The organism is Halioglobus maricola, from assembly GCF_009388985.1.
GTDB classification, from domain to species: domain Bacteria; phylum Pseudomonadota; class Gammaproteobacteria; order Pseudomonadales; family Halieaceae; genus Halioglobus; species Halioglobus maricola.
The window spans coordinates 238967-256842 of sequence record NZ_CP036422.1 but is presented as its reverse complement, the minus strand read 5'-3'; the positions used below and the strand labels follow the sequence as shown (position 1 = coordinate 256842).

Here is a 17876-nt window from a genome sequence, read left to right as displayed (position 1 = left end):
CTGCATGTTTGATGGCCGCGAGGGTGGCCCCCACAGAACTTACTCTGCGCGACGCGCAATCTCGCGCGTCATCGCTTTGAATATCCACAGATGAAACGGCACAAGTGGATACCAGTACAACAGTCCCCATAGACCCGCGGGGTGAAAGTAGGCGCTAGCATGTACTTCGCGACTGCTGCCCAAATCAACGATCTCAAATTCAAGCACGCCGGCCCCAGGTAGCTTCATTTCCAACAGGAGAGTTAGTTTTTGCTCGGGCACGAGGGCGATAACTCGCCAGGCATCCACCACGTCCCCCATGCGAAGAACGTCAGGATCGCGGCGTTTGCGCCTGAAGCTGGGTCCGCCAAGTAGCCAATCGGCAGCACCGCGCAACCACCAGAGCGCATTCAATGCAAAGAAATCATGATCGCTGCCGATTCTGCAGATAGCCTGCCAGAGCCTGTCTGGCTCCGCCAATGTTTCACACTTTCCTGTCGCCTGTTTCGCATAAAACGCGTATCTGGGCTCAAAGTTTCGGCAACGAATCGAACCCTCCACCCAGTGTGCCGGTAGCGAGAGGCTGCGTTCGGCCGCCAGCGCATCCTCTATCGATTCCTTCACATTGCGCAGGGGAATCGGTACGAGTTCGCGCAACGCGGCGTCGTCGGCCAACACATCGTGTTTGAGGCCATCAATCAAGGCCCGGGCGATATTGACTGGCACGGTAGTGACCAGGCGCAGCCAATAAGAAGACAACTTCGGAGTCAGTACAGGTACCGGAATTATGATAATGCGGCGCCCCAATATGTCGGCAAGACGCCGCATGATTTTCTCGTATGTCAGCACTTCAGGGCCTGCAGCGTCGTAGATCTTTCCTGCCGCTTCGGGCAGCACCGCCAGCGCCGCCAGATATGACAGTAAATCGGACAGTGCGATGGGGGGAGAGCGCGAAAACACCCAGCGTGGTGTAACCATGACCGGCAAATTGTTCACCAGATCTCGCATAACCTCGAAGGCCGCCGAGCCAGGACCAATGATCATCCCGGCCCGCACCTCGGTTACTGGCACTTGTCCCTGGCGAAGAACCTGTCCCGTCTCGAAACGTGATTGCAGATGCAAAGACTCGGGTTCATTCGGAATCAGGCCGCCAAGATACACAATACGCCGGATACCCGCCCGGGCCGCAGCATCCCTGAAGTTGGTCGCGGCCTCAAGATCCAGCGCCCCAAAGTTTGCTCCGGCGGCCATGGAGTGCACCAGGTAGTAGGCGACGTCCACTTCGGACAGCACTCGATCAAGTGAGCCGGGGTCGAGCGCGTCGGCACTGTCGCATTCCACTCCCTGCCATTCACGGCCCTCGAGAACTGCCCGGTTACGCGAAACGGCGCGCACGCGCTTATCCCGGGAGGCGAGAAAAGGCACCAGGTTAGACCCGATATAACCGCTGGCACCGAACACCAGGCTTACAGCTTGAGATGAAGCTTCGTTCTCCATAGGCTCAGCTTAGCATCTTCACCTCTGGCAACCGGTGTTCGCCGGCATCACCAGGGGACAGGCTGCCCTCGCCAGTCGAGAAAACTGCCCGAAGATTCTGATGTCAGGGTACTGAATACGGCCGCGAGATGATCAGCACATTCGGAGGGTGTGTGAACGGTATGTTGATAGCCTGATGATATAAACGGCTCTGACAGCCGCGACGCAACCGTCCCCGGATGCATAGCCACTATCGCAGCATTACGGTGGCTCAACCGCCATTCCTGCGCGATGGTCCGCAACAGCATATTGTGCGCAGCCTTGGAGGCGCGGTAGCTATACCAGCCGCCCAGTCGGTTATCTTCGATACTGCCTACCCTGGCGGAAAGTGACACAAAAAGAGCGCTGTCCAGATGACGAAGAAGGCTCGAAAATTCCTGCACCAGAACGGGCAGCAGCATAGTGTTCACCGCAAAGGATCTCTGCAGGTTCTCAGGCGAGACACGGCTCAGGCGTTTTTCAGGTTGTTGTTGCTGGTTATGCAACATACCCACTGTGTTAATCATCAGATGTACCCGATCTACCGAAGACCGCACGACCTTCGCCGCGGCCGCTATCGATTCAGGAGCTTCCGCATCAAACTTCACGTTCGCTACCCGCGGGTCGCTGAACGGCACATCACCATTGCGATTCAGAATAACCAGGCTGTTCAGGTTCTCCCTCTGCAAGAGATTCGCCGCCAACGCCAGGCCAATGCTTCCATTGCCCACGACAACCGCACTCAGGCCTTCCTGTTTCAGGATATCCCCGGCCATCGCTACGCGTTGCTGACCGGCTCCACGCCGGAGACATCTGTTTCTACGACCGCTGCTCCAGCAGCCATCTCGGGATCCATCTCGCGCCATGGTCTGCCATCGCAAATTTCATAATAAGCACAATCCTGCGTGCAACCACGACAACGCAACCGCGCACCTGTTTCGACATTGGTGGACTTCATAATTTTTTCGCTCTTCCAGACAGTACAGTGATATACGCAATATTCCTCTCTGCAGACCTTCATGCACCTGGAATCCAACATTTCTCGCGCGCACGCGCATCAAGCCTCTCCACGATAATTCACGTGCTACTATGACAACGAAGGATTCAGCACTCGCTAGTTACGTTGAGGACACCATGAAGATTCCACTCGGCATCAGCAGTTGCCTATTAGGCCAGAAGGTCAGGTTCGACTCGGGTCACAAGCACAACCCCTACATCACACAAAACCTGGGCGAGTTTTTCTCCTTCCAGGCTTTTTGCCCAGAGGTGAGTATTGGCCTAGGCACACCCCGTGAACCCATCAGATTGGTCAACAACGCAGATGATGACTCCGTTCGCTGTGTCGGCACCAAAGATCCAAGCCTGGATGTGACAGACGAATTGGTCGCGAGCGCCAGGGCACAGGCATCATGGGTATCTTCTGTGTACGGGTACATCTTCAAGAAAGACTCACCCAGCTGTGGCATGGAGCGAGTCAAAGTTTATAGGAAATCCTCAGCAACACGCGACGGGCGAGGCATGTTTGCAGGGGAAATCATGGATATGTTCCCTAATTTGCCTGTGGAAGAAGAGGGCCGCCTGAACGACGCCCGACTGCGGGAAAACTTCGTGAAACGCGTGTTCTTTTACAAACGGTGGTGCGACCTGATCAGTGATCAACCTGAAAAACGGGACCTGGTTGAGTTCCATGCACGCAACAAACTCATCTACATGAGCCACAACCAGACCAAGGCACGAGAGCTCGGAAGGCTGGTCGCCGATATTGGCGGGCAGGATATAGACACGTTTTGTGAAAGTTATCTGGCCGGGGTTACCGAAATCATGCAGAAACCGGCAAGTCGGCGCAATCACTGCAATGTGTTGAGCCACATTCAAGGCTATCTGAAGCGGAAACTGGATGCAGACGACCGTGCCGAACTCGACCAGATGATCGAGCAGTATCGTCTCGGCTATATTCCGTTGATCGTGCCCATCACCATTCTCAGACACCACTTCAGGAAAACACCCGATCCTTATATCAACCAGTCCTACTATATGCAGCCTCATCCGCAGGAGCTGATGCTGCACAATCAACTCTAGGGCATCTCATAGCCTCGCTTTTCCCTGGGTACTGGATACACCAGGCCGCTCATGCAGCGGAGCGTATCTCCTCTACAGATTCGGACAAGGCGGTGGATAGGGATGTATACGTCATACCCAGTTCGTCCACCGAGCGGCTCGCATCAAAGAGTAGCGAACCGGCAGCCGTGGTCTTCAACACATCCAACGGGACCACTGGCCTGATTCCGGTGACTCTTGAGGCGGCCTCCATACATCGCGCAACAGGCATAAGCCAGGATTCGGGTATATTTCTGGAAGGCACCGGCACACCGGCTATCCGCCCAATGATCGAGAAGTACTCACGTGTAGTCGCTCGCTGGTTACCGATGAGATAACGTTGCCCTACAGTGTCAGGGTTCAACAGCGCCCGAGCAATGGCATCGGCCGCGTCTCGCACATACAGATATGTGTATGTGGTATCTGCACCCACTAACGCGGGTAGTTTGCCATCGACAGCGCGCTTAACTTCCATGGTCGCCTTGTCGTCGCCAGCACCAATCACTGCCGCCAGGTGCACGACGGTCAATGGCAAGTCCTCCTCTTGATGGAGGCACCAACCTTCCTCGTCTCCCAGAAACTTGCTTCTCGCATAATCGCTGGGGTGCGCCCCTGGGGCACTCATCTCATCGAAAGGCTGCTCATCAGGCCGGCCAAACGCGAGCGGGGTGCTGACCTGGACAACTTTCTCTACCCCACGGGCCAGACATGCCCGAAAGACGTTGCCGGCACCGACCTGGTTGACGTCGTAGAAATGCTCTCGGCGTTTACTCCAGAATTCACGGTAGCCCGCGAGATTCACGACACCCCATACATCAGCAAACGCGTCCTCAAGCGTGTCCGGGCGAGTGACATCTGCGTGAACGACCTCGATATCATCATCGAGGTGCTCCAGGCCTGCCACATCGCTACTATCACGGACCACGCAGCGCACACTGATGCCAGTTTCCTGCAAAATTCGTTCGACAAAATGCCGGCCTACGAAGCCGGTAGCGCCTGTTACTGCGACAACCCTGTTCTTTCTCGGCATTTTCTCCACCTGAATTCCATTGAAAGGGATGCACCTGTCTACGCCGAAATACCTGTTACGGATTAATCGCATCGGAGCCGGACTGCGTACAAACAGGAAATATCACTGGACCACCACCATGCTACTACGCAGCTTGCAGGCCTTTCTTCTCCTGACCTTCCTATCCGCCTGCTCAGGCGTTCAGGTTAGCGACTACAGCGACATGCAGCCCGTATTTAGCGCAGAACAATTTTTTGATGGCAAATTGACTGCCCATGGCGTTGTTAAAGATCGCGGTGGTCGCGTCATTCGCAGCTTCAACGCCGACATCGTTGCCTACTGGAAGGATGGTGTGGGCACGCTGGAGGAGGATTTTGTCTTTGATGATGGAGAGGAGCAGCGACGCGTCTGGACCCTGACGCCCACTGGGCAAAATAGTTATATAGGTACTGCAGGCGATGTGGTTGGGGACGGCACTATGACCGTCTCGGGCAACAGTGCTTTCCTGGACTATGTCCTACGCATACCCTACCGGGCAGATACCATCGATGTCCGCGTCGATGACCGCATGTACCTCCTTTCAGAAACCGTCCTGCTGAATGAATCCACCCTCTCAAAATTCGGTGTGCGGGTTGGAAATCTGCTACTCGTCATCACGAAAACCCTAGACTGACTTACAGTCTCGGCTGGCCGCTCGCCCGTCCTCTCGGCTCGCTACCGTATTAATATCAAGGACGTACCAAAGATAGCAGCGCGAGAAAATGCCATTCAGGATAAGCGCCAGTGACACCACCCCCACGAAAATGTCTATCCCATTCGCGTCCTGGCGGGTCAGTATCCAGCCCGCTAGCAACAAACCAAAGGCCAGTCGCATCACCCGTTCAATGTTGCCAATATTCTTCTCGATCATCTCCACACCTCATCGCAGTATCAATTACAGCTTCTTCTACGCGGCCAAAATTGGATTGGATGCAATACAAGGTCGTTATTCATGGACAAAAATTAACCACTGCGCTGCCAGGTCAGAATGAGTAGCTCGCCTCCAGGCCGTACATGCGCGGTGCGCTGTAAACCACGCCGGCCGTCTGGGTAACATCCACCAATGGCACGCCGCCGACAATATACCGCTCATCCGTCAGGTTATTGCCGAACGCCGTGACCCTGATGTTCTCATCCCTGGAAAGCCAGGTGAGCCTGGCGGAAAAGTCTTCCTGGTCATTCAAATAGAGGCCGGATAGGCAGCTGCTGCGATCGAAACAGTTGTCCACGTCCTTGCGGTACGACCAGGCTCCCATGGCCAGAATATCTCCAATAGACGTGTCCCAGGTGTACTGGGCCGCAAGATAGTAGATGGCCTCCGGCAGGCGCGGCAGGTTTTCATCGGAACGATCGACAGGACAGTTCATAACATCACCGGTCCCAACCGTGACGACCTCGCACTCCGCCGGCGCGCCACTTTCAGGTACGGTGAGAATGCGGGTGTCGTTATATTCGTCTATTTTACCGTCGTTGAAGGTGATATTGGCCATGATCTGAAGCGAGTCGGTGGGGAGGTACATCGTCTCAAACTCGATGCCCGCAATTCTGGAGGATTCTGCATTGATCAACGAGCCTGCGATACGACCGTCCACCGGATTGATCTTGACCGTGGTTAGCTGACGATCTTCATAGTCGGTGTAGAACAGCGCCATATTCACCCGCCACTGGCGATTCAGCGAATCAACCTTCAAGCCCAGTTCGTAGTTCCAGACTTCTTCAGGCTCGTAACGCTCCAGAATTCCAGTCTCGATATCCAGCGTGTCACTGATGCCTCCAGACAGGAAGCCGTTGGTCGCGGACAGGTAAGCTGAGCCACCTGAGATAAAACGGGATTCATCAAAACTGTATTGCAGGCTGGCCATCGGGGTAATGTCAGAGTCATCGACCTTGTCATACTGCTGCGCCAGGGGGTCGTCCGGCAGAAGATAGCCGTGGAGAGGATTGAAACTCTCAGGCCCGCTGGGGAACTGAATAAATTGCTCGGAGATAATATAACTGGCGTCACCAGTAGTCGCCACTTCCTCAATATTGGCTACCTCATAAGTGCGCTCCAGATCCCGCTCTTCCCAGGTGTAGCGCAAACCCAGCGTCAAACGCCATGAATCATTGAAGCTCCAGTCCGCCTGGCCAAACACCGAGGCCGCCTTGTTCTCTGAGGTCAGGCTAGTGTGCGACGCCGTGTAGTACGCGATGTTAGGTACAAACAGGGAATTGAAAAATGGCCCAGCCGGTTCCACCCGCGGGCCGGAGTCTGAATCCTCCCAGAAAGCATAAAGGCCCACAACATAATCCAATCGGTCATCGAAACCCGCCCCGGAGAGCTGGAACTCCTGGCTATACGCATCGGTGATATAGTCGCCGGCAAACTCGCGGTCATAGTTACTGCGCACCAGTAGCGGAATGCCAATGGCGTCTACTTCCTGAGAAAACGCTGATTCGGTTTTGCGCCAGGCGGTAATACTCTTGAAGGTAGCGTTCTCGAGTTCCCAATCGAGAGTAAACCCTAGCGTATTCGTTTCTGCCCAGTAGCCTGGCGGGTCAATACCAGCCATAACATCGTCGATACCCAACGCATTGTTCTCCGCACACCATTCCTGAATGGTCTGGCCGGTAGAGGGAACAATAATGAAGGGGTTCTGCAACTCAGCCTGCCAGCCTGAACCGGGGATAGAGTCCACCACCTCGCAATCCATACCGCGAGCGGACTGGTCCGTCTCGCTGTACATATAGTTGAGGTCCAACGTGACATCATCGCTCGCGGCCCAGCGCAGTTGTACCTGAGCCCCCTGGCGATCAATATCATTGAACTCTTCGCCGTCCGGGATGAAGCTGTTGCCATTTGCCCGGTTGGTCACATATCCGTCACGACTATTGCTGTAAACAGAGACGCGAGATAGCAGCTGGTCACCGATCAATGGCACATTTACGGTGACCTTGGCGGTCCGCTGATCGTAGTTTCCCGCTAACACTTCCACATGACCCTCAAATTCCTCAGAGGGTTTGTTAGTGGTGTAAAGAACCGCTCCACCGGTAGTGTTCTTACCAAAGAGCGTCCCCTGCGGACCACGCAGCACTTGTACGGACTGCAGGTCGACGTTGTCCAGAACCGCACCAGAAGTACGTGACACGTATATGCCATCGAGATAGAGACCAACGCCGGAATCAAAATTTACCCCTTCGTTGCGCGCGCCAATACCACGAATATAAATACTGCCGGTACCCGTGGAGCCGTTGCCGTCGTATACGTCCACGTTCGGCGCCACTTTGCGCAAGTCAGATATATCTCGGACACCCAGTTCCTCCATCGCCTGTGCCGATAGCGCCGTTACAGCAATGGGCGTCTCTTGCAACGACTCTTCTCGTTTCCGTGCGGTTACTATCACTTCCTCTAGCACCATCTGGGCCTGAGCGTGGATTGGCACTACGGTCGCAGCGCTGGCGGCGATGCCCAGAGCCAGACTTGAAACTACTACGCGCTTCTCGCGCATGATGTCACCCCTTATTTGTATTGTTTGGGTCCAGCCGCCACCCGTGTTGGATTTAAGGCTTACTTTTCTTATACACGATTTGCCCGCAAATCGGATCACTTGCCACATAAAATCTCTGGAATTCCTCCCCGGTGGGTCGAAAATATATGCGGATCTCCGGATTAGTTTCGCAGGTGGGGCGTCGCTGTTGCGTTAATTGACATTGATCTCCATGATCTGTGACCACGTACAAAAATAATAACGATGAGGTTCACTATGAAAAAGCGCGTACTTGTCTGGGGCACAGGCAATGTCGGTCGCCCGGCCATCAGGGCTGTACTATCCCACAGTGACCTGGAACTCAGCGCTGTTATCGTCTCTGGCGCCGCCAAGGAGAATCTGGACGCTGGCAGTATCGCCGGCGTCGAGAAGTGTGGTGTTCTCGCAACCCGTGACTGGGAGACTGCCATCGGCGGCGGTGCCGATGCGGTGATTTATAGCGCGACGGCGGATACCCGGCCGGTCGAGGCCATTGCAGACGTGACCGCTTGCCTCGAGGCTGGCATCAGTGTCGTGGCCCCCGGTCTATACGCCTATCTCGACCCTTCCTCCACTCCCCAGGAGGCTTTAGCCCCCATTGAAGACGCTTGTAAAAAGAGCGGTGCGTCGCTGTTCGTCTCAGGCATTGATCCCGGCTGGGTCATGGACATGCTACCGGTTGTGCTGTCGGGCGCTGTCGCCAATATCACCGAGATACGCACGCGCGAAGTTTTCAACTACGCCTCGTATGACCAACCACAGGTGGTACGCGAGGTTATCGGCTTCGGCCAGTCAATGGACGAGTTGCCATTGATGCTGCACGACTTCGCCATTGAGATGGTGTGGGCCCCCATGATCAAACTCGTGGCCCGGGCCTTGGGCAAGCCGGTGGAACGCATCGCGGTAAACGTTGAGCGCCGTGCTCTGGAGAAGAGCGTCGATGTGCCAGGCATGGGCCTGTTCGAGACGGGTACGCAAGGCGCTTTCCGTTTCGAGGTAGTCGGCCACTCCGAGGGCAAGCCCCTCTTCGTGCTGGAACACATCACCCGGATCGACGACGACTGCGCGCCAGACTGGCCGTACCCGGAGTCCGGCCAAGGCTGTCATCAGGTTATTATCACCGGTAGCCCCAGGCTGCAGGTCAGCGTCCACGGGGACGATTCGGTCGAAGCGGGTGCTGGCGGAGGTGGCAACGCATCCGCTGCCGCCTGGCTGGTCAACGCAATCCCGGCGGTGTGCGAGGCCAATCCAGGCATCGTCACCGTGCTCGACCTACCCCGCATTACCGGGGCAGCGCAGCTGCAGGGGGCAGATTGAATGGAAAACCCAGAAGAGAAATTCAGGGCATTGGCTGAGACTCCGACAGCAGTATTGATGAAACAGGCTGGGGTTCATCTCGCAGCCTGGGTGGCAGTGTTTTCCATGTTTGCAGCGGCAGATGGCTGGTACCAACTTACCGGCTGGTCAATGGCGTCACTACTGAGCGTAATCACTGGTCTCGCAGCGGGCTTTCTGACGGTTAACCTCGTGCACGAATGGTTCCACTATTTCGGCGCAAAGCTGACTTCGGCCAATTATAAGCTCAGTGCCAAGCCCAGCCTGTTTGTGTTTGACTGGGACTTCGAGAAAAATGGACTGGGCCAGTTTTATACAATGAGCATCGCAGGCACATTGGGCGGGGCGACTGCCCTTCTGCTCATATCCCAGGCCATCGATATTGACTCCACCGGACGCGCTGCCCTCGTTGCAGGTGCTGCTGCCAGTTTCGCCTTTGGCTCAATCATTGAATGGCCGGTACTGCTCCGAACACGAAAGAGTAAAAATCCACTGCAGGAATTGTCAGGAATCACACCGGCGGTGCTGGGAAAGGCCGCCACTGGCAGTGCCGTTACCGGCTTGATCTGCCTGGCGGTTCTCACCTGAATACGCAATGTCGGTTACATGTAGGGAACCTTATCCATACCCGCCTTCTCGAAGCATGCCCTCCACCCACCGGATTCATAGGTCGTTCGATCACAAGCCACAGCCGCCGGGACGTAGGGCTCTATTTCTTCGGTGACTGATCCTCCATCAGCCGCTGCGGCAATGGCAGCGACAATCGGATTGTCCCGAAACACAAAACGGTATTGCAGTTGGCCGTCCATGTAAGGCCCCCAATCCATCCAGCTTGCGTGAGTGGCCTGCAAATTTTCCGGCTTATCCGCATGCTTCGATATCACCAGAGTGTAAAAACCCTCTGGATCCCTTTGCAATTGGTTACCCAAGAGGCAGTGGCTGGCACCGCCATTCCAAAAATTGTAGGTGCACAAATTGAACAGCCTGACATCTTTACCCTCGGCTGCTGGCGATTCACCGTTCCGCGTATTCGGTTGCGTCAGGTACTTCCCGCGAACAACAAAAATGTGGCCAAACAACTCGCTATAGTGGGTGGCCAGATACTGCACATCGCTATTGGCCATGAGGTCGGAGGGGCCATCGAAGTTTGACGAGGTCGTCCATTGGGCAGGGTTTCGCGCTCTATGATCAATGACAGGGAGCGCTGGAAAGACTTGCTCTGTCCTCACCGGCGCATTTCCGGGCGCGAACATATCGCACTCTTCAAAGTGCAGTGTCAATTCACCCTCGGCGTCGTAGATGCTTAACGAGGGCAGCGGCACTCCACCAGATCCAGGGCCGTTGCCACTGTCAACGTGATACATCCTCAACATGTTGATCACAAAACTGTTGTCAGACATACCGTCCTTGCGCAAACCTACGTAGCTGGTATTTGGCTCGGGGCGGGACGGCTGCGGCCCAAACACCAATGTCGCTGAGTAACGATTCTCGGCCAGCGATGAAGCAATCTCCCGGAAAGGATTGACACTGCCAGTATCTGGTTCCAGATTCTCATCCCTAAGTGTCTCCAGATTATTCAGGTCCATATCATTGGGGTGGTAAGCGAAGTAGCGTGTTTCAGGGTACTGACCGCGAAACACTACCCTCCCCCCAGGTTCGACCACGAAGGCTCCCTTGAGCGTCTCAATTCCCAGCATAGCCGCGAATTTCGAGATCAGAAAATTTTGCGCGAAGTAGTTAGAGCCCGCGATATCCGGAAGATTAGGGAAATGATTAAAGGTAAGGGGCGTGCCGACGCGCGGCCAGGCAGGGCACAACTGCTCGGACGATGGCGGAGGAGCCTCAATCCATTGGGGGCCGCCCAGATCGATGTCGCAGTGGTTCGCAGCAAAGTCAGTCACCCGCCCTTCGCTCCCGATGAGTTCGGGGGCAGACAACAAGTCAAAGGTATCCACCATCGAGTGACCCTCGCTTATCGAACGGGCCCAGGCTCCCACGGTTTGGTGTATACGCTCCAGATCACTCGCTAAACTGGGAGGCGAATTCTCCAGCAACACCAGAGCCACAGCAGTATGCCCGTCGAGCTCACTCAGCCCGACCGTATCGACACTGCCCGAATTTACCTCTGTCAAGGTGCTACAGAACTGCTGAATTTGCGACTCAGTGTCTCGCGCACCACAAGCAGCCAAACACGCTGAGAAGAATAGAATCGTCATGCTGATAGTGCGCCGCATGCATACTGTCTCTGTCATTTCTCACTCGCTCCAAGCCGACATGATCAGGGGTGGCAATACCGGAGTATCTTACCTATCCTTCTATCAAATATCGCTTCGCTCAACTCAAGGAGTTCCACATGAACATCACTACTGTTGTCAGGGTCGCCCTTTTGGCAGCAAGCTGCGCCGCAGCTGCCGCACAAGCTTCTGACCATGGGGATCACGCCGCTAGATGCAAAAATGCAGTCATGACGGAAACCGCGGAATTCCAGGACATACCGATGGCCGGGTTCTCCCAGAATGGCCACCATCACCACAACCTGCTCTGGACAATACACTGGGATGGCCAGACCGCCACTGGCAGCTGCAAGTTCCACGATGGTCACTTCAAGGGCGTGGAAATACATACCCACCTGAAACACTCCCATCACCACAAGAAAAGCGAGCACTACAAGGGTGAGTACGGCGGCTTCTATTATGACCGTCACGTTGCGAAGTGGCGCGACCCCGACGGCCACGTTTGCCACACCTGTACCCCGGAGAACGGTTTTCCGACCCGCGGTTACTAATGTGATTGCCAACATTGGAGAATGAACAGTATGACCCGAAGCACAATTCGTCTCATTGGCCCCGCCGCTCTTGTTTCTCTCACTCTGAGCCAGAGTATTTTCGCCCAGGGCAACATGGACTACACAAACACTTACATAGACAAAATCGATTCAGCCGCGCCTATCCATGTTCACCCCTTCGGCACGGCAGATGCCGACCTGGGAAACCCCAAATTTGAAGATACAGCGCAGGCCATGGCCAAATCCGCCCCGCATCTCCTGGCCACTGACATCGTAAGTACTCTTAGAAATTCCGGCTTTACCGCCGTAACGCTTGATGAGTCGAAGGAAGGGCCCGCAGAAAACGCGATGAACCTAACCGGTCATTTCACCAAGCTGGATCCAGGCAGCCAGAACCTGCGAGTCTGGGTTGGCCTTGGTGCCGGCGAGAGCAAGGTATGTATATCTGGACAACTGACCGACGCAGCGGGGAAAAAACTCGCAGACTTTGCGGACTGCCGCAACGGCCTGGGTTGGGGAGCCAGCGGCCCGCAAGGTAACAAGGGTGCTGAGGTTCTCGGGGAGCGCGTGGCGAAATTCCTCATCAACTGGGCCGGCCTCAACTAGAACTCAACAACTCGATCTACTGCCAGAACCCAGCCGGCCTCGCCCTTCTCCAAGCGATATTGCAGTTGCCGCGTTCCCGCGCTGGCCGCTGCATTCGTGTCGCTAGCCGCATAAATCGGGAACCGTCGTACCAGATTATTTTCTACCACAGCAAATTCGTCGTGCCCCATATAGCCTTTTACCGCCTCCGGAGTTTGCTTCAATGGCGGCAGGTAAATGGGCGAGAGTGACTTTCCCTGGTTTACTGCAAAGGCGATCAGGGATCCGTAGCTACCGCTACCCGTTGAACTGACATAAACATAGATTTCGGGCCAGCCGTCGGCGTCGAGATCAGCGAGTTCGGCCTGATAGGCCGTGCCGTCCAACTCTGCGAGCAACTCATCAGCGGCAGGTGACAACCCTGTGGACCGAACACTAAGACTGCGTTCACCCGTCACCTCAACGTCAAAACCCAGAGCGTCGTGACGTAGGGTGCACTGCCCGGGAGTTGCGATTTGCTGCCTGTCGCAACGCCAGCTATCGCGATCCCAGAAAACATACAAGTGGGAATCAGGCAGTCTGAATAACTGGCCAGCATCACCGAGCCCTGCCAGGCGATAGACGGATTTACCCTGTTGATCGACGTAGTTTCCAGGCGCATCACCTGTCGGTGAAAACTCGAAATCTCTTCCTCCGTCAATTCTTACACTGATAAAACCCTGACGCTGAGAAAAGGTGCAAGAAGCGTTGCTCGCTGGCGAGGCGTCTGCTGTTGCAGAAAATCCACATCTAGCACGCATCGAGTCTGCCTGCGACATTGCGCTCGCCATTCCCAATACTATTACTATTCCGACGAAGGCTATTCTATTCATCCAGAGCATTCTCCAAGTTACCGCTACTCCCTCTATAACGAGTAAGTTGATGATCTCCATTTCCTAATTGCGCTGGCAACGAAGTGATCGGCACGGTGTCCTCAAAACCCGGCCCAGCGAATGCCTTTATCGTTGCCACTCCCAGTGAGTCAACTCGCATTAGGGCGAAGCTGAAACCGGTAGCGTTGCCACCATCAATCAACTTCCGCTGGTTACCGCCAAGGTTTCCCATGCTGAACATGTTTATACCCTGCCGCTGGCCCGGATAATACGCATGGTGATGCCCGCTGAGATAACTCACATTGCCACTCTGCTGAAGCAGTTGCTCCAGCGCCGTATCATTTATGACGTCGCTCTCTCGGCCGGAAGCAATGGGCTGCATAGGCAAGTGGCCGAATAGAATTTTGGGCGCTGCCAGGTGTTCACCCTGCAATTTGGCTCGCAGCCAATCCCGCTGCTCTACAGGCAGTTCACCACTGCGCGTTGCATCCAGCGAAGCCAGCAACAGTCCGCCAAATTCCAGCGAGAAGTAAAACGGAAAGAATCCACCGGGCTCTAAGGTCACAGTAGGCGGATGAGCACGATGGTAGTCAGCATAGGCCGCCCGCTCTCCCTCGAAACCAGGATAGGCGGAGGCATCGTGGTTTCCGGGGGTCATTATCACTGGGATACCGGCTGCCTCCAGAGGACGCCTTATCGTCTGGTGAAAACTGTCCCACATGGCGTCCAGCTCCAGCCGCTGCAGTTTTGGCGAAGGCCGCTGCCCCGCGACCATGTCACCGGTGCTGATGACTAGATCCGGTTCAAGGCTGATAATCTGGCTAACCGCCACCGCAACACGCCTGTGATAGCCAGTGCTACCGTAACGGCCATTAATGTCGGAAATGATAACTATCTCAAGTGGCTCTCTGGCAAAACTGGGCCAGCAGATAGTCAAAAATAGAGCGGCTAGAAAAACGGGTGTGCCGATTCTTGCGTGCATCAGCTTCCACCTCCCTCAGGTGCTTTACGCCAACGCCAGATTGCGAGCAGCGACCACACCGTGAGAAGGGCCAGAAGCGGGTAGATCACCAACAGGTCCACTCTGATCGGAGCGATAACCGTCTCAGACCAAACGAGTACGCGGTACTCCCATACCCCATATGCGACCCAGCAGAGAGCGCTAGCAACCACCAGACGGGTTGGCCGAGGTATCTCTCTCTGCGTCTTACCAAGCAGGGTTATAAGAAGCAGCAACGCGACCAATACGGCCAACAGAGGTATTTGCTGAAATATGACCAACGGCGCTAGCAAGTATTCCACAGTGAATATTTTCTATATGGATTTGCCCGAGTATGGCAGTTTTCCCTTCAGGGTAAAAATAGAACAAGCCCGGCAACTATTGTATTCTTTTGGCGCTTTCCACCCATCTTCCCTCCAGGGAGACAGCATCATGCTCAACGGGATCACTCGCCGTACCATCTTGCGGGCAAGCTGTGTCTTTATCTGCTTGCAAAGCATCGGCTTGCAAGCAGAAGCCGAGTCTGCGCTAGAGATGAAATGCATCAAGACTGCCCCTCTTGTTGAAGCGCTTGCCCCCGGGGACAGTGCAGAAGAAGACGCCTTCTGCGGCATTGATTTCACCAACACCTCAACTGCGATCTGCCCCAAAACCTGGAGCACCAGCCCGGGCGCATTGATCTACGACCTGACCACGACCGCCTGGGAAGGCAGAAAGAGCGACTACGAAAAAGCGATCTGCCAAGTCGGCGGCCACGCCAGAGACGAGGCTCGCCGCGAGCTCGCTATTTTCAAGAACAGTATGAACGGGCGTGAGACCAGCGGAACATTTGCGCCCGCCTCCCTGCTCTACTACCACATGAGTCGACTGCTGCAGACACGGATACAGGTGCCTGTCGCCGTAATGGCGCAGTTTCCCGTATCCGCCTATCGACAAAGAGTTGTGGGTCCCGGCTTGAATTATAGTGATTCGAAGCGACTCACAATGCTCCACGCCGGCTGGCAGGAAATGGACAAAGCGCTCTCGAATCCTCCCGCTTACAGCCACAGCAGAGAAATCATAAGCACTGATGGCGAGAGTCTCTGGGGGGTCCTACTGCTGGAAAGCGGCCATCGCTACGGGCCTGAAGTAAACGGCACACGCAAATCGGGTTGGGGTGACGGTCAAAACCGGGACTTCCAACAGACAGCCCCATTCCTCGCATTGCGGACCGATCTGCCACTATCCCAAGCAATCGTTTCAGGGTTGAAACAGGCGCGCGCAGATACCGCCATGGCGAAGGCACTACCAGAAACCATCTCGCCAGCGCAGGTAGCTTGGTGGATGCATGAAATCACGGAGATCGTTATCCTCGATACGATTCTCCGGCAACAGGATCGCATCGGCAATATCGACTACCAATGGCGCTGGCTCTGGACCGAAGGCAAGGCCCTGCATCAAAGCCCATCAAAGCCGGACGCATCCACCGCTACAAAGTTGCAGGTCAGCGTACTAAATGACAATGATGCCGGTGTACGCTCAAGCTATGCCAACTACGCCCGTCGCACCGGAATGCTCGACAGCTGGCACCACATGGACCCTGGCCTGTACCGACGCATCACATCGTTGGCGGCCGATTTCGAACAATCGGGCCCCATTGCCCAGGCTGTGCGGCAAAATTACCGACTGTCTGCCGGAGAAGCGAGTGGCATCGTTCAGCGGGGCATAGAGGTGGGCACCCAGCTGAGAGAGCGGTGTCTGGCGGGTGCACTACGCTTTGATCTGTCGGTGAGCTCTGTTTTGCAACCGCAGGCAGCAATCGAAGAGACGACTGACTGCTGAGAATCAGCCTAGCAACCACTGACTCAAAGCCAGCGCTGTCAGGGTACTTGAAAAAGTCGCGGCCAGGCCCGGGCGCATGAAACTATGATTGAGCACATACTTCCCGATACGCGTGGTACCGGTTCTATCGAATGAAACGGCTGCCAATACTGTGCCGTAGGTGGGCAAGAAAAAATTGCCGTTCACTGCAGGATACAACCCAACCATCAGGTGGGGTGGAAGGCCCAGTGCCAAGCCGATAGGCGCCAGAATCACGATCGTAGCGGCCTGGCTGAACAACAGAATACTGAGGACGAACAAGCCGAGCGCAAAAAGCCATGGGCTGGTCTCAATGACCGAGGAAATGGCAGCAATAATCTGCACCTCGTTGGCTGCAAAAAATGACGCCCCCAGCCAGGACACGCCCAGAATGGAAATTATCGCCACCAGTCCGCTGCGCATCAGCTCACCTTTCATCGCACGCGCAGGACTGGCATCGAACAGCAGGGTTACCAGGCCAGCCGCGCCCAGCATGATCACCATGATCGCGGCGGCCATATCAATTTGCAGCGGCACCCCGGCGCTGTCAGCGCCATGCACGGGCCGGAGCTCAGGAAATATGCCGATGATAACAATTAGCGCAACGGATACCAGAAACACAGCACAGGCGCCGGCGCCCCGGCGCCGAGCCTTACCTGCCAGAGGAGCCGCCGTCGCTTCAGTATCAATGCCAAGGTCCTTTAATCGCGCCTGATAGTCCGAGTCTTCGGCAAGTGGCGCACCTCGCCAGGCAACGGATAGCGTGCCAACGGCGAGCCCAACCAGAGTCGCCGGTATGACCACCATCATAATGTCTGCAAGCCCAACCTCGAAACCGGCCAGCGCTGCCACAAGGGCAACACTGACAGCAGAGATCGGTGAGGCTATCAAGCCTTGCTGCGCTGCGATAACGCTAATAGAAAGTGGTCGCTCAGGCCGCACACCTGCCTTGCGAGATACCTCGGCAATCACCGGCAACAGCGAGTAAATGACGTGCTGGGTACCGGCGCCGAATATCAAAAGGTAGGTGACTAGCGGGGCAACAAAAGTAATGCGCGAGGGATTACGCCGCAATAGCTTCTCTGCAGTCTCCACCAGGAACTGCAGGCCACCGGCTGCCTCCATCATCGCAAGTGCGGTTATCACCGCGAGGATCATTCCGAGCACAACAGCGGGCGGCTGGCCGGGAGGCATATCGAAGAGGAAGACAAAGATAACCAGCCCGATGCCCGAGATGGTTCCCAAGGCTATACCACCGCGGCGAGCCCCCAGCAAAATGCAGGTAAGAAGTATGCCGAGTTCCAACACTAACATG

17 protein-coding genes are annotated in these 17876 nt (G+C 55.5%); 7 read left to right on the top strand and 10 right to left on the bottom strand.

What is annotated here, in order from left to right; genetic code table 11:
• Positions 1 to 39: 39 nt before the first annotated feature.
• From EY643_RS01140 to EY643_RS19615, 3 genes are read right to left on the bottom strand one after another with little or no spacing between them, the layout of a single operon-like run.
• Positions 40 to 1476, bottom strand: coding sequence for an SDR family oxidoreductase (locus tag EY643_RS01140; RefSeq protein ID WP_152660476.1), 1437 nt, complete (start codon positions 1474 to 1476; stop codon positions 40 to 42).
• 47 nt (positions 1477 to 1523) lie between these two features.
• Positions 1524 to 2270, bottom strand: a complete 747-nt coding sequence (locus EY643_RS01135) for an SDR family NAD(P)-dependent oxidoreductase (protein WP_170287227.1) — start codon at positions 2268 to 2270, stop codon at positions 1524 to 1526.
• 2 nt (positions 2271 to 2272) lie between these two features.
• The gene (locus EY643_RS19615) at positions 2273 to 2452 is read right to left on the bottom strand and encodes a hypothetical protein (RefSeq protein WP_205743119.1); all 180 of its coding nucleotides are present in this window, start codon (positions 2450 to 2452) and stop codon (positions 2273 to 2275) included.
• A gap of 131 nt (positions 2453 to 2583) precedes the next feature.
• Between EY643_RS19615 and EY643_RS01130 the strand changes: the two genes are divergently transcribed.
• Positions 2584 to 3573: a YbgA family protein gene (locus EY643_RS01130; RefSeq protein WP_240732789.1), complete on the top strand. Its 990-nt coding sequence runs from the start codon at positions 2584 to 2586 to the stop codon at positions 3571 to 3573.
• 49 nt (positions 3574 to 3622) lie between these two features.
• On the opposite strand, the gene EY643_RS01125 is transcribed toward EY643_RS01130, so the two are convergent.
• Positions 3623 to 4621 carry an NAD-dependent epimerase/dehydratase family protein gene (locus EY643_RS01125; protein WP_170287226.1) on the bottom strand — a complete coding sequence of 333 codons (999 nt, stop codon included), beginning with the start codon at positions 4619 to 4621 and terminating at the stop codon, positions 3623 to 3625.
• 118 nt (positions 4622 to 4739) lie between these two features.
• Here EY643_RS01125 and EY643_RS01120 point away from each other — a divergent pair, with 118 nt between their 5' ends.
• Positions 4740 to 5273, top strand: coding sequence for a DUF3833 domain-containing protein (locus EY643_RS01120; RefSeq protein ID WP_152660472.1), 534 nt, complete (start codon positions 4740 to 4742; stop codon positions 5271 to 5273).
• Here the strand turns inward: EY643_RS01120 and EY643_RS01115 are convergent.
• Both EY643_RS01115 and EY643_RS01110 read right to left on the bottom strand, forming a co-directional pair.
• A complete protein-coding gene (locus EY643_RS01115; protein WP_152660471.1) occupies positions 5265 to 5510 on the bottom strand; it encodes a YgaP family membrane protein in 246 nt (81 codons plus the stop codon). The two genes, EY643_RS01120 and EY643_RS01115, sit on opposite strands and share 9 nt — an antisense overlap.
• Positions 5511 to 5622: 112 nt before the next feature.
• Positions 5623 to 8127 carry a TonB-dependent receptor gene (locus tag EY643_RS01110; protein ID WP_170287225.1) on the bottom strand — a complete coding sequence of 835 codons (2505 nt, stop codon included), beginning with the start codon at positions 8125 to 8127 and terminating at the stop codon, positions 5623 to 5625.
• Positions 8128 to 8382: 255 nt separating this feature from the next.
• Here EY643_RS01110 and EY643_RS01105 point away from each other — a divergent pair, with 255 nt between their 5' ends.
• A complete protein-coding gene (locus EY643_RS01105) occupies positions 8383 to 9462 on the top strand; it encodes an NAD(P)H-dependent amine dehydrogenase family protein (RefSeq protein WP_170287224.1) in 1080 nt (359 codons plus the stop codon).
• A complete protein-coding gene (locus tag EY643_RS01100; RefSeq protein ID WP_152660468.1) occupies positions 9463 to 10068 on the top strand; it encodes a hypothetical protein in 606 nt (201 codons plus the stop codon).
• Between the two features lie 14 nt (positions 10069 to 10082).
• Here EY643_RS01100 and EY643_RS01095 read toward each other — a convergent pair whose 3' ends face one another.
• Complete coding sequence (locus tag EY643_RS01095; protein ID WP_152660467.1) at positions 10083 to 11732, bottom strand: hypothetical protein; 1650 nt, start codon at positions 11730 to 11732, stop codon at positions 10083 to 10085.
• A 101-nt stretch (positions 11733 to 11833) separates the two neighbouring features.
• On the opposite strand from EY643_RS01095, the gene EY643_RS01090 reads away from it, so the two are divergent.
• On the top strand, positions 11834 to 12265 hold the full coding sequence (locus tag EY643_RS01090; RefSeq protein ID WP_152660466.1) for a hypothetical protein: 432 nt from the start codon (positions 11834 to 11836) through the stop codon (positions 12263 to 12265).
• A 30-nt stretch (positions 12266 to 12295) separates the two neighbouring features.
• Complete coding sequence (locus EY643_RS01085; RefSeq protein ID WP_170287223.1) at positions 12296 to 12871, top strand: DUF4410 domain-containing protein; 576 nt, start codon at positions 12296 to 12298, stop codon at positions 12869 to 12871.
• Here EY643_RS01085 and EY643_RS01080 read toward each other — a convergent pair.
• The gene (locus EY643_RS01080; protein WP_170287222.1) at positions 12868 to 13650 is read right to left on the bottom strand and encodes a PliI family lysozyme inhibitor of I-type lysozyme; all 783 of its coding nucleotides are present in this window, start codon (positions 13648 to 13650) and stop codon (positions 12868 to 12870) included. The genes EY643_RS01085 and EY643_RS01080 overlap by 4 nt on opposite strands.
• Positions 13651 to 13714: 64 nt before the next feature.
• Positions 13715 to 14704 carry a metallophosphoesterase family protein gene (locus EY643_RS01075; protein WP_152660463.1) on the bottom strand — a complete coding sequence of 330 codons (990 nt, stop codon included), beginning with the start codon at positions 14702 to 14704 and terminating at the stop codon, positions 13715 to 13717.
• A gap of 321 nt (positions 14705 to 15025) precedes the next feature.
• Between EY643_RS01075 and EY643_RS01070 the strand changes: the two genes are divergently transcribed.
• Entirely contained in the window at positions 15026 to 16543 is a 1518-nt protein-coding gene (locus EY643_RS01070) for a hypothetical protein (protein ID WP_205743118.1), read from the top strand.
• A 3-nt stretch (positions 16544 to 16546) separates the two neighbouring features.
• Here the strand turns inward: EY643_RS01070 and EY643_RS01065 are convergent, their stop codons facing one another.
• Positions 16547 to 17875, bottom strand: coding sequence for an anaerobic C4-dicarboxylate transporter family protein (locus EY643_RS01065; protein ID WP_152660461.1), 1329 nt, complete (start codon positions 17873 to 17875; stop codon positions 16547 to 16549).
• Position 17876 lies beyond the last annotated feature (1 nt).

What these genes read in the sequence shown, in the direction of transcription:
- EY643_RS01135 (WP_170287227.1), bottom strand. Translation starts at nt 2,270, where the DNA reads ATGGCCGGGGATATCCTGAAACAGGAAGGCCTGAGTGCGGTTGTCGTG.
- EY643_RS01120 (WP_152660472.1), top strand. Translation starts at nt 4,740, where the DNA reads ATGCTACTACGCAGCTTGCAGGCCTTTCTTCTCCTGACCTTCCTATCC.
- EY643_RS01105 (WP_170287224.1), top strand. Translation starts at nt 8,383, where the DNA reads ATGAAAAAGCGCGTACTTGTCTGGGGCACAGGCAATGTCGGTCGCCCG.
- EY643_RS01090 (WP_152660466.1), top strand. Translation starts at nt 11,834, where the DNA reads ATGAACATCACTACTGTTGTCAGGGTCGCCCTTTTGGCAGCAAGCTGC.
- EY643_RS19615 (WP_205743119.1), bottom strand. Translation starts at nt 2,452, where the DNA reads ATGAAGTCCACCAATGTCGAAACAGGTGCGCGGTTGCGTTGTCGTGGT.
- EY643_RS01115 (WP_152660471.1), bottom strand. Translation starts at nt 5,510, where the DNA reads ATGATCGAGAAGAATATTGGCAACATTGAACGGGTGATGCGACTGGCC.
- EY643_RS01125 (WP_170287226.1), bottom strand. Translation starts at nt 4,621, where the DNA reads ATGCCGAGAAAGAACAGGGTTGTCGCAGTAACAGGCGCTACCGGCTTC.
- EY643_RS01140 (WP_152660476.1), bottom strand. Translation starts at nt 1,476, where the DNA reads ATGGAGAACGAAGCTTCATCTCAAGCTGTAAGCCTGGTGTTCGGTGCC.
- EY643_RS01100 (WP_152660468.1), top strand. Translation starts at nt 9,463, where the DNA reads ATGGAAAACCCAGAAGAGAAATTCAGGGCATTGGCTGAGACTCCGACA.
- EY643_RS01110 (WP_170287225.1), bottom strand. Translation starts at nt 8,127, where the DNA reads ATGCGCGAGAAGCGCGTAGTAGTTTCAAGTCTGGCTCTGGGCATCGCC.
- EY643_RS01075 (WP_152660463.1), bottom strand. Translation starts at nt 14,704, where the DNA reads ATGCACGCAAGAATCGGCACACCCGTTTTTCTAGCCGCTCTATTTTTG.
- EY643_RS01065 (WP_152660461.1), bottom strand. Translation starts at nt 17,875, where the DNA reads ATGTTAGTGTTGGAACTCGGCATACTTCTTACCTGCATTTTGCTGGGG.
- EY643_RS01095 (WP_152660467.1), bottom strand. Translation starts at nt 11,732, where the DNA reads ATGACAGAGACAGTATGCATGCGGCGCACTATCAGCATGACGATTCTA.
- EY643_RS01085 (WP_170287223.1), top strand. Translation starts at nt 12,296, where the DNA reads ATGACCCGAAGCACAATTCGTCTCATTGGCCCCGCCGCTCTTGTTTCT.
- EY643_RS01130 (WP_240732789.1), top strand. Translation starts at nt 2,584, where the DNA reads ATGACAACGAAGGATTCAGCACTCGCTAGTTACGTTGAGGACACCATG.
- EY643_RS01080 (WP_170287222.1), bottom strand. Translation starts at nt 13,650, where the DNA reads ATGCGTGCTAGATGTGGATTTTCTGCAACAGCAGACGCCTCGCCAGCG.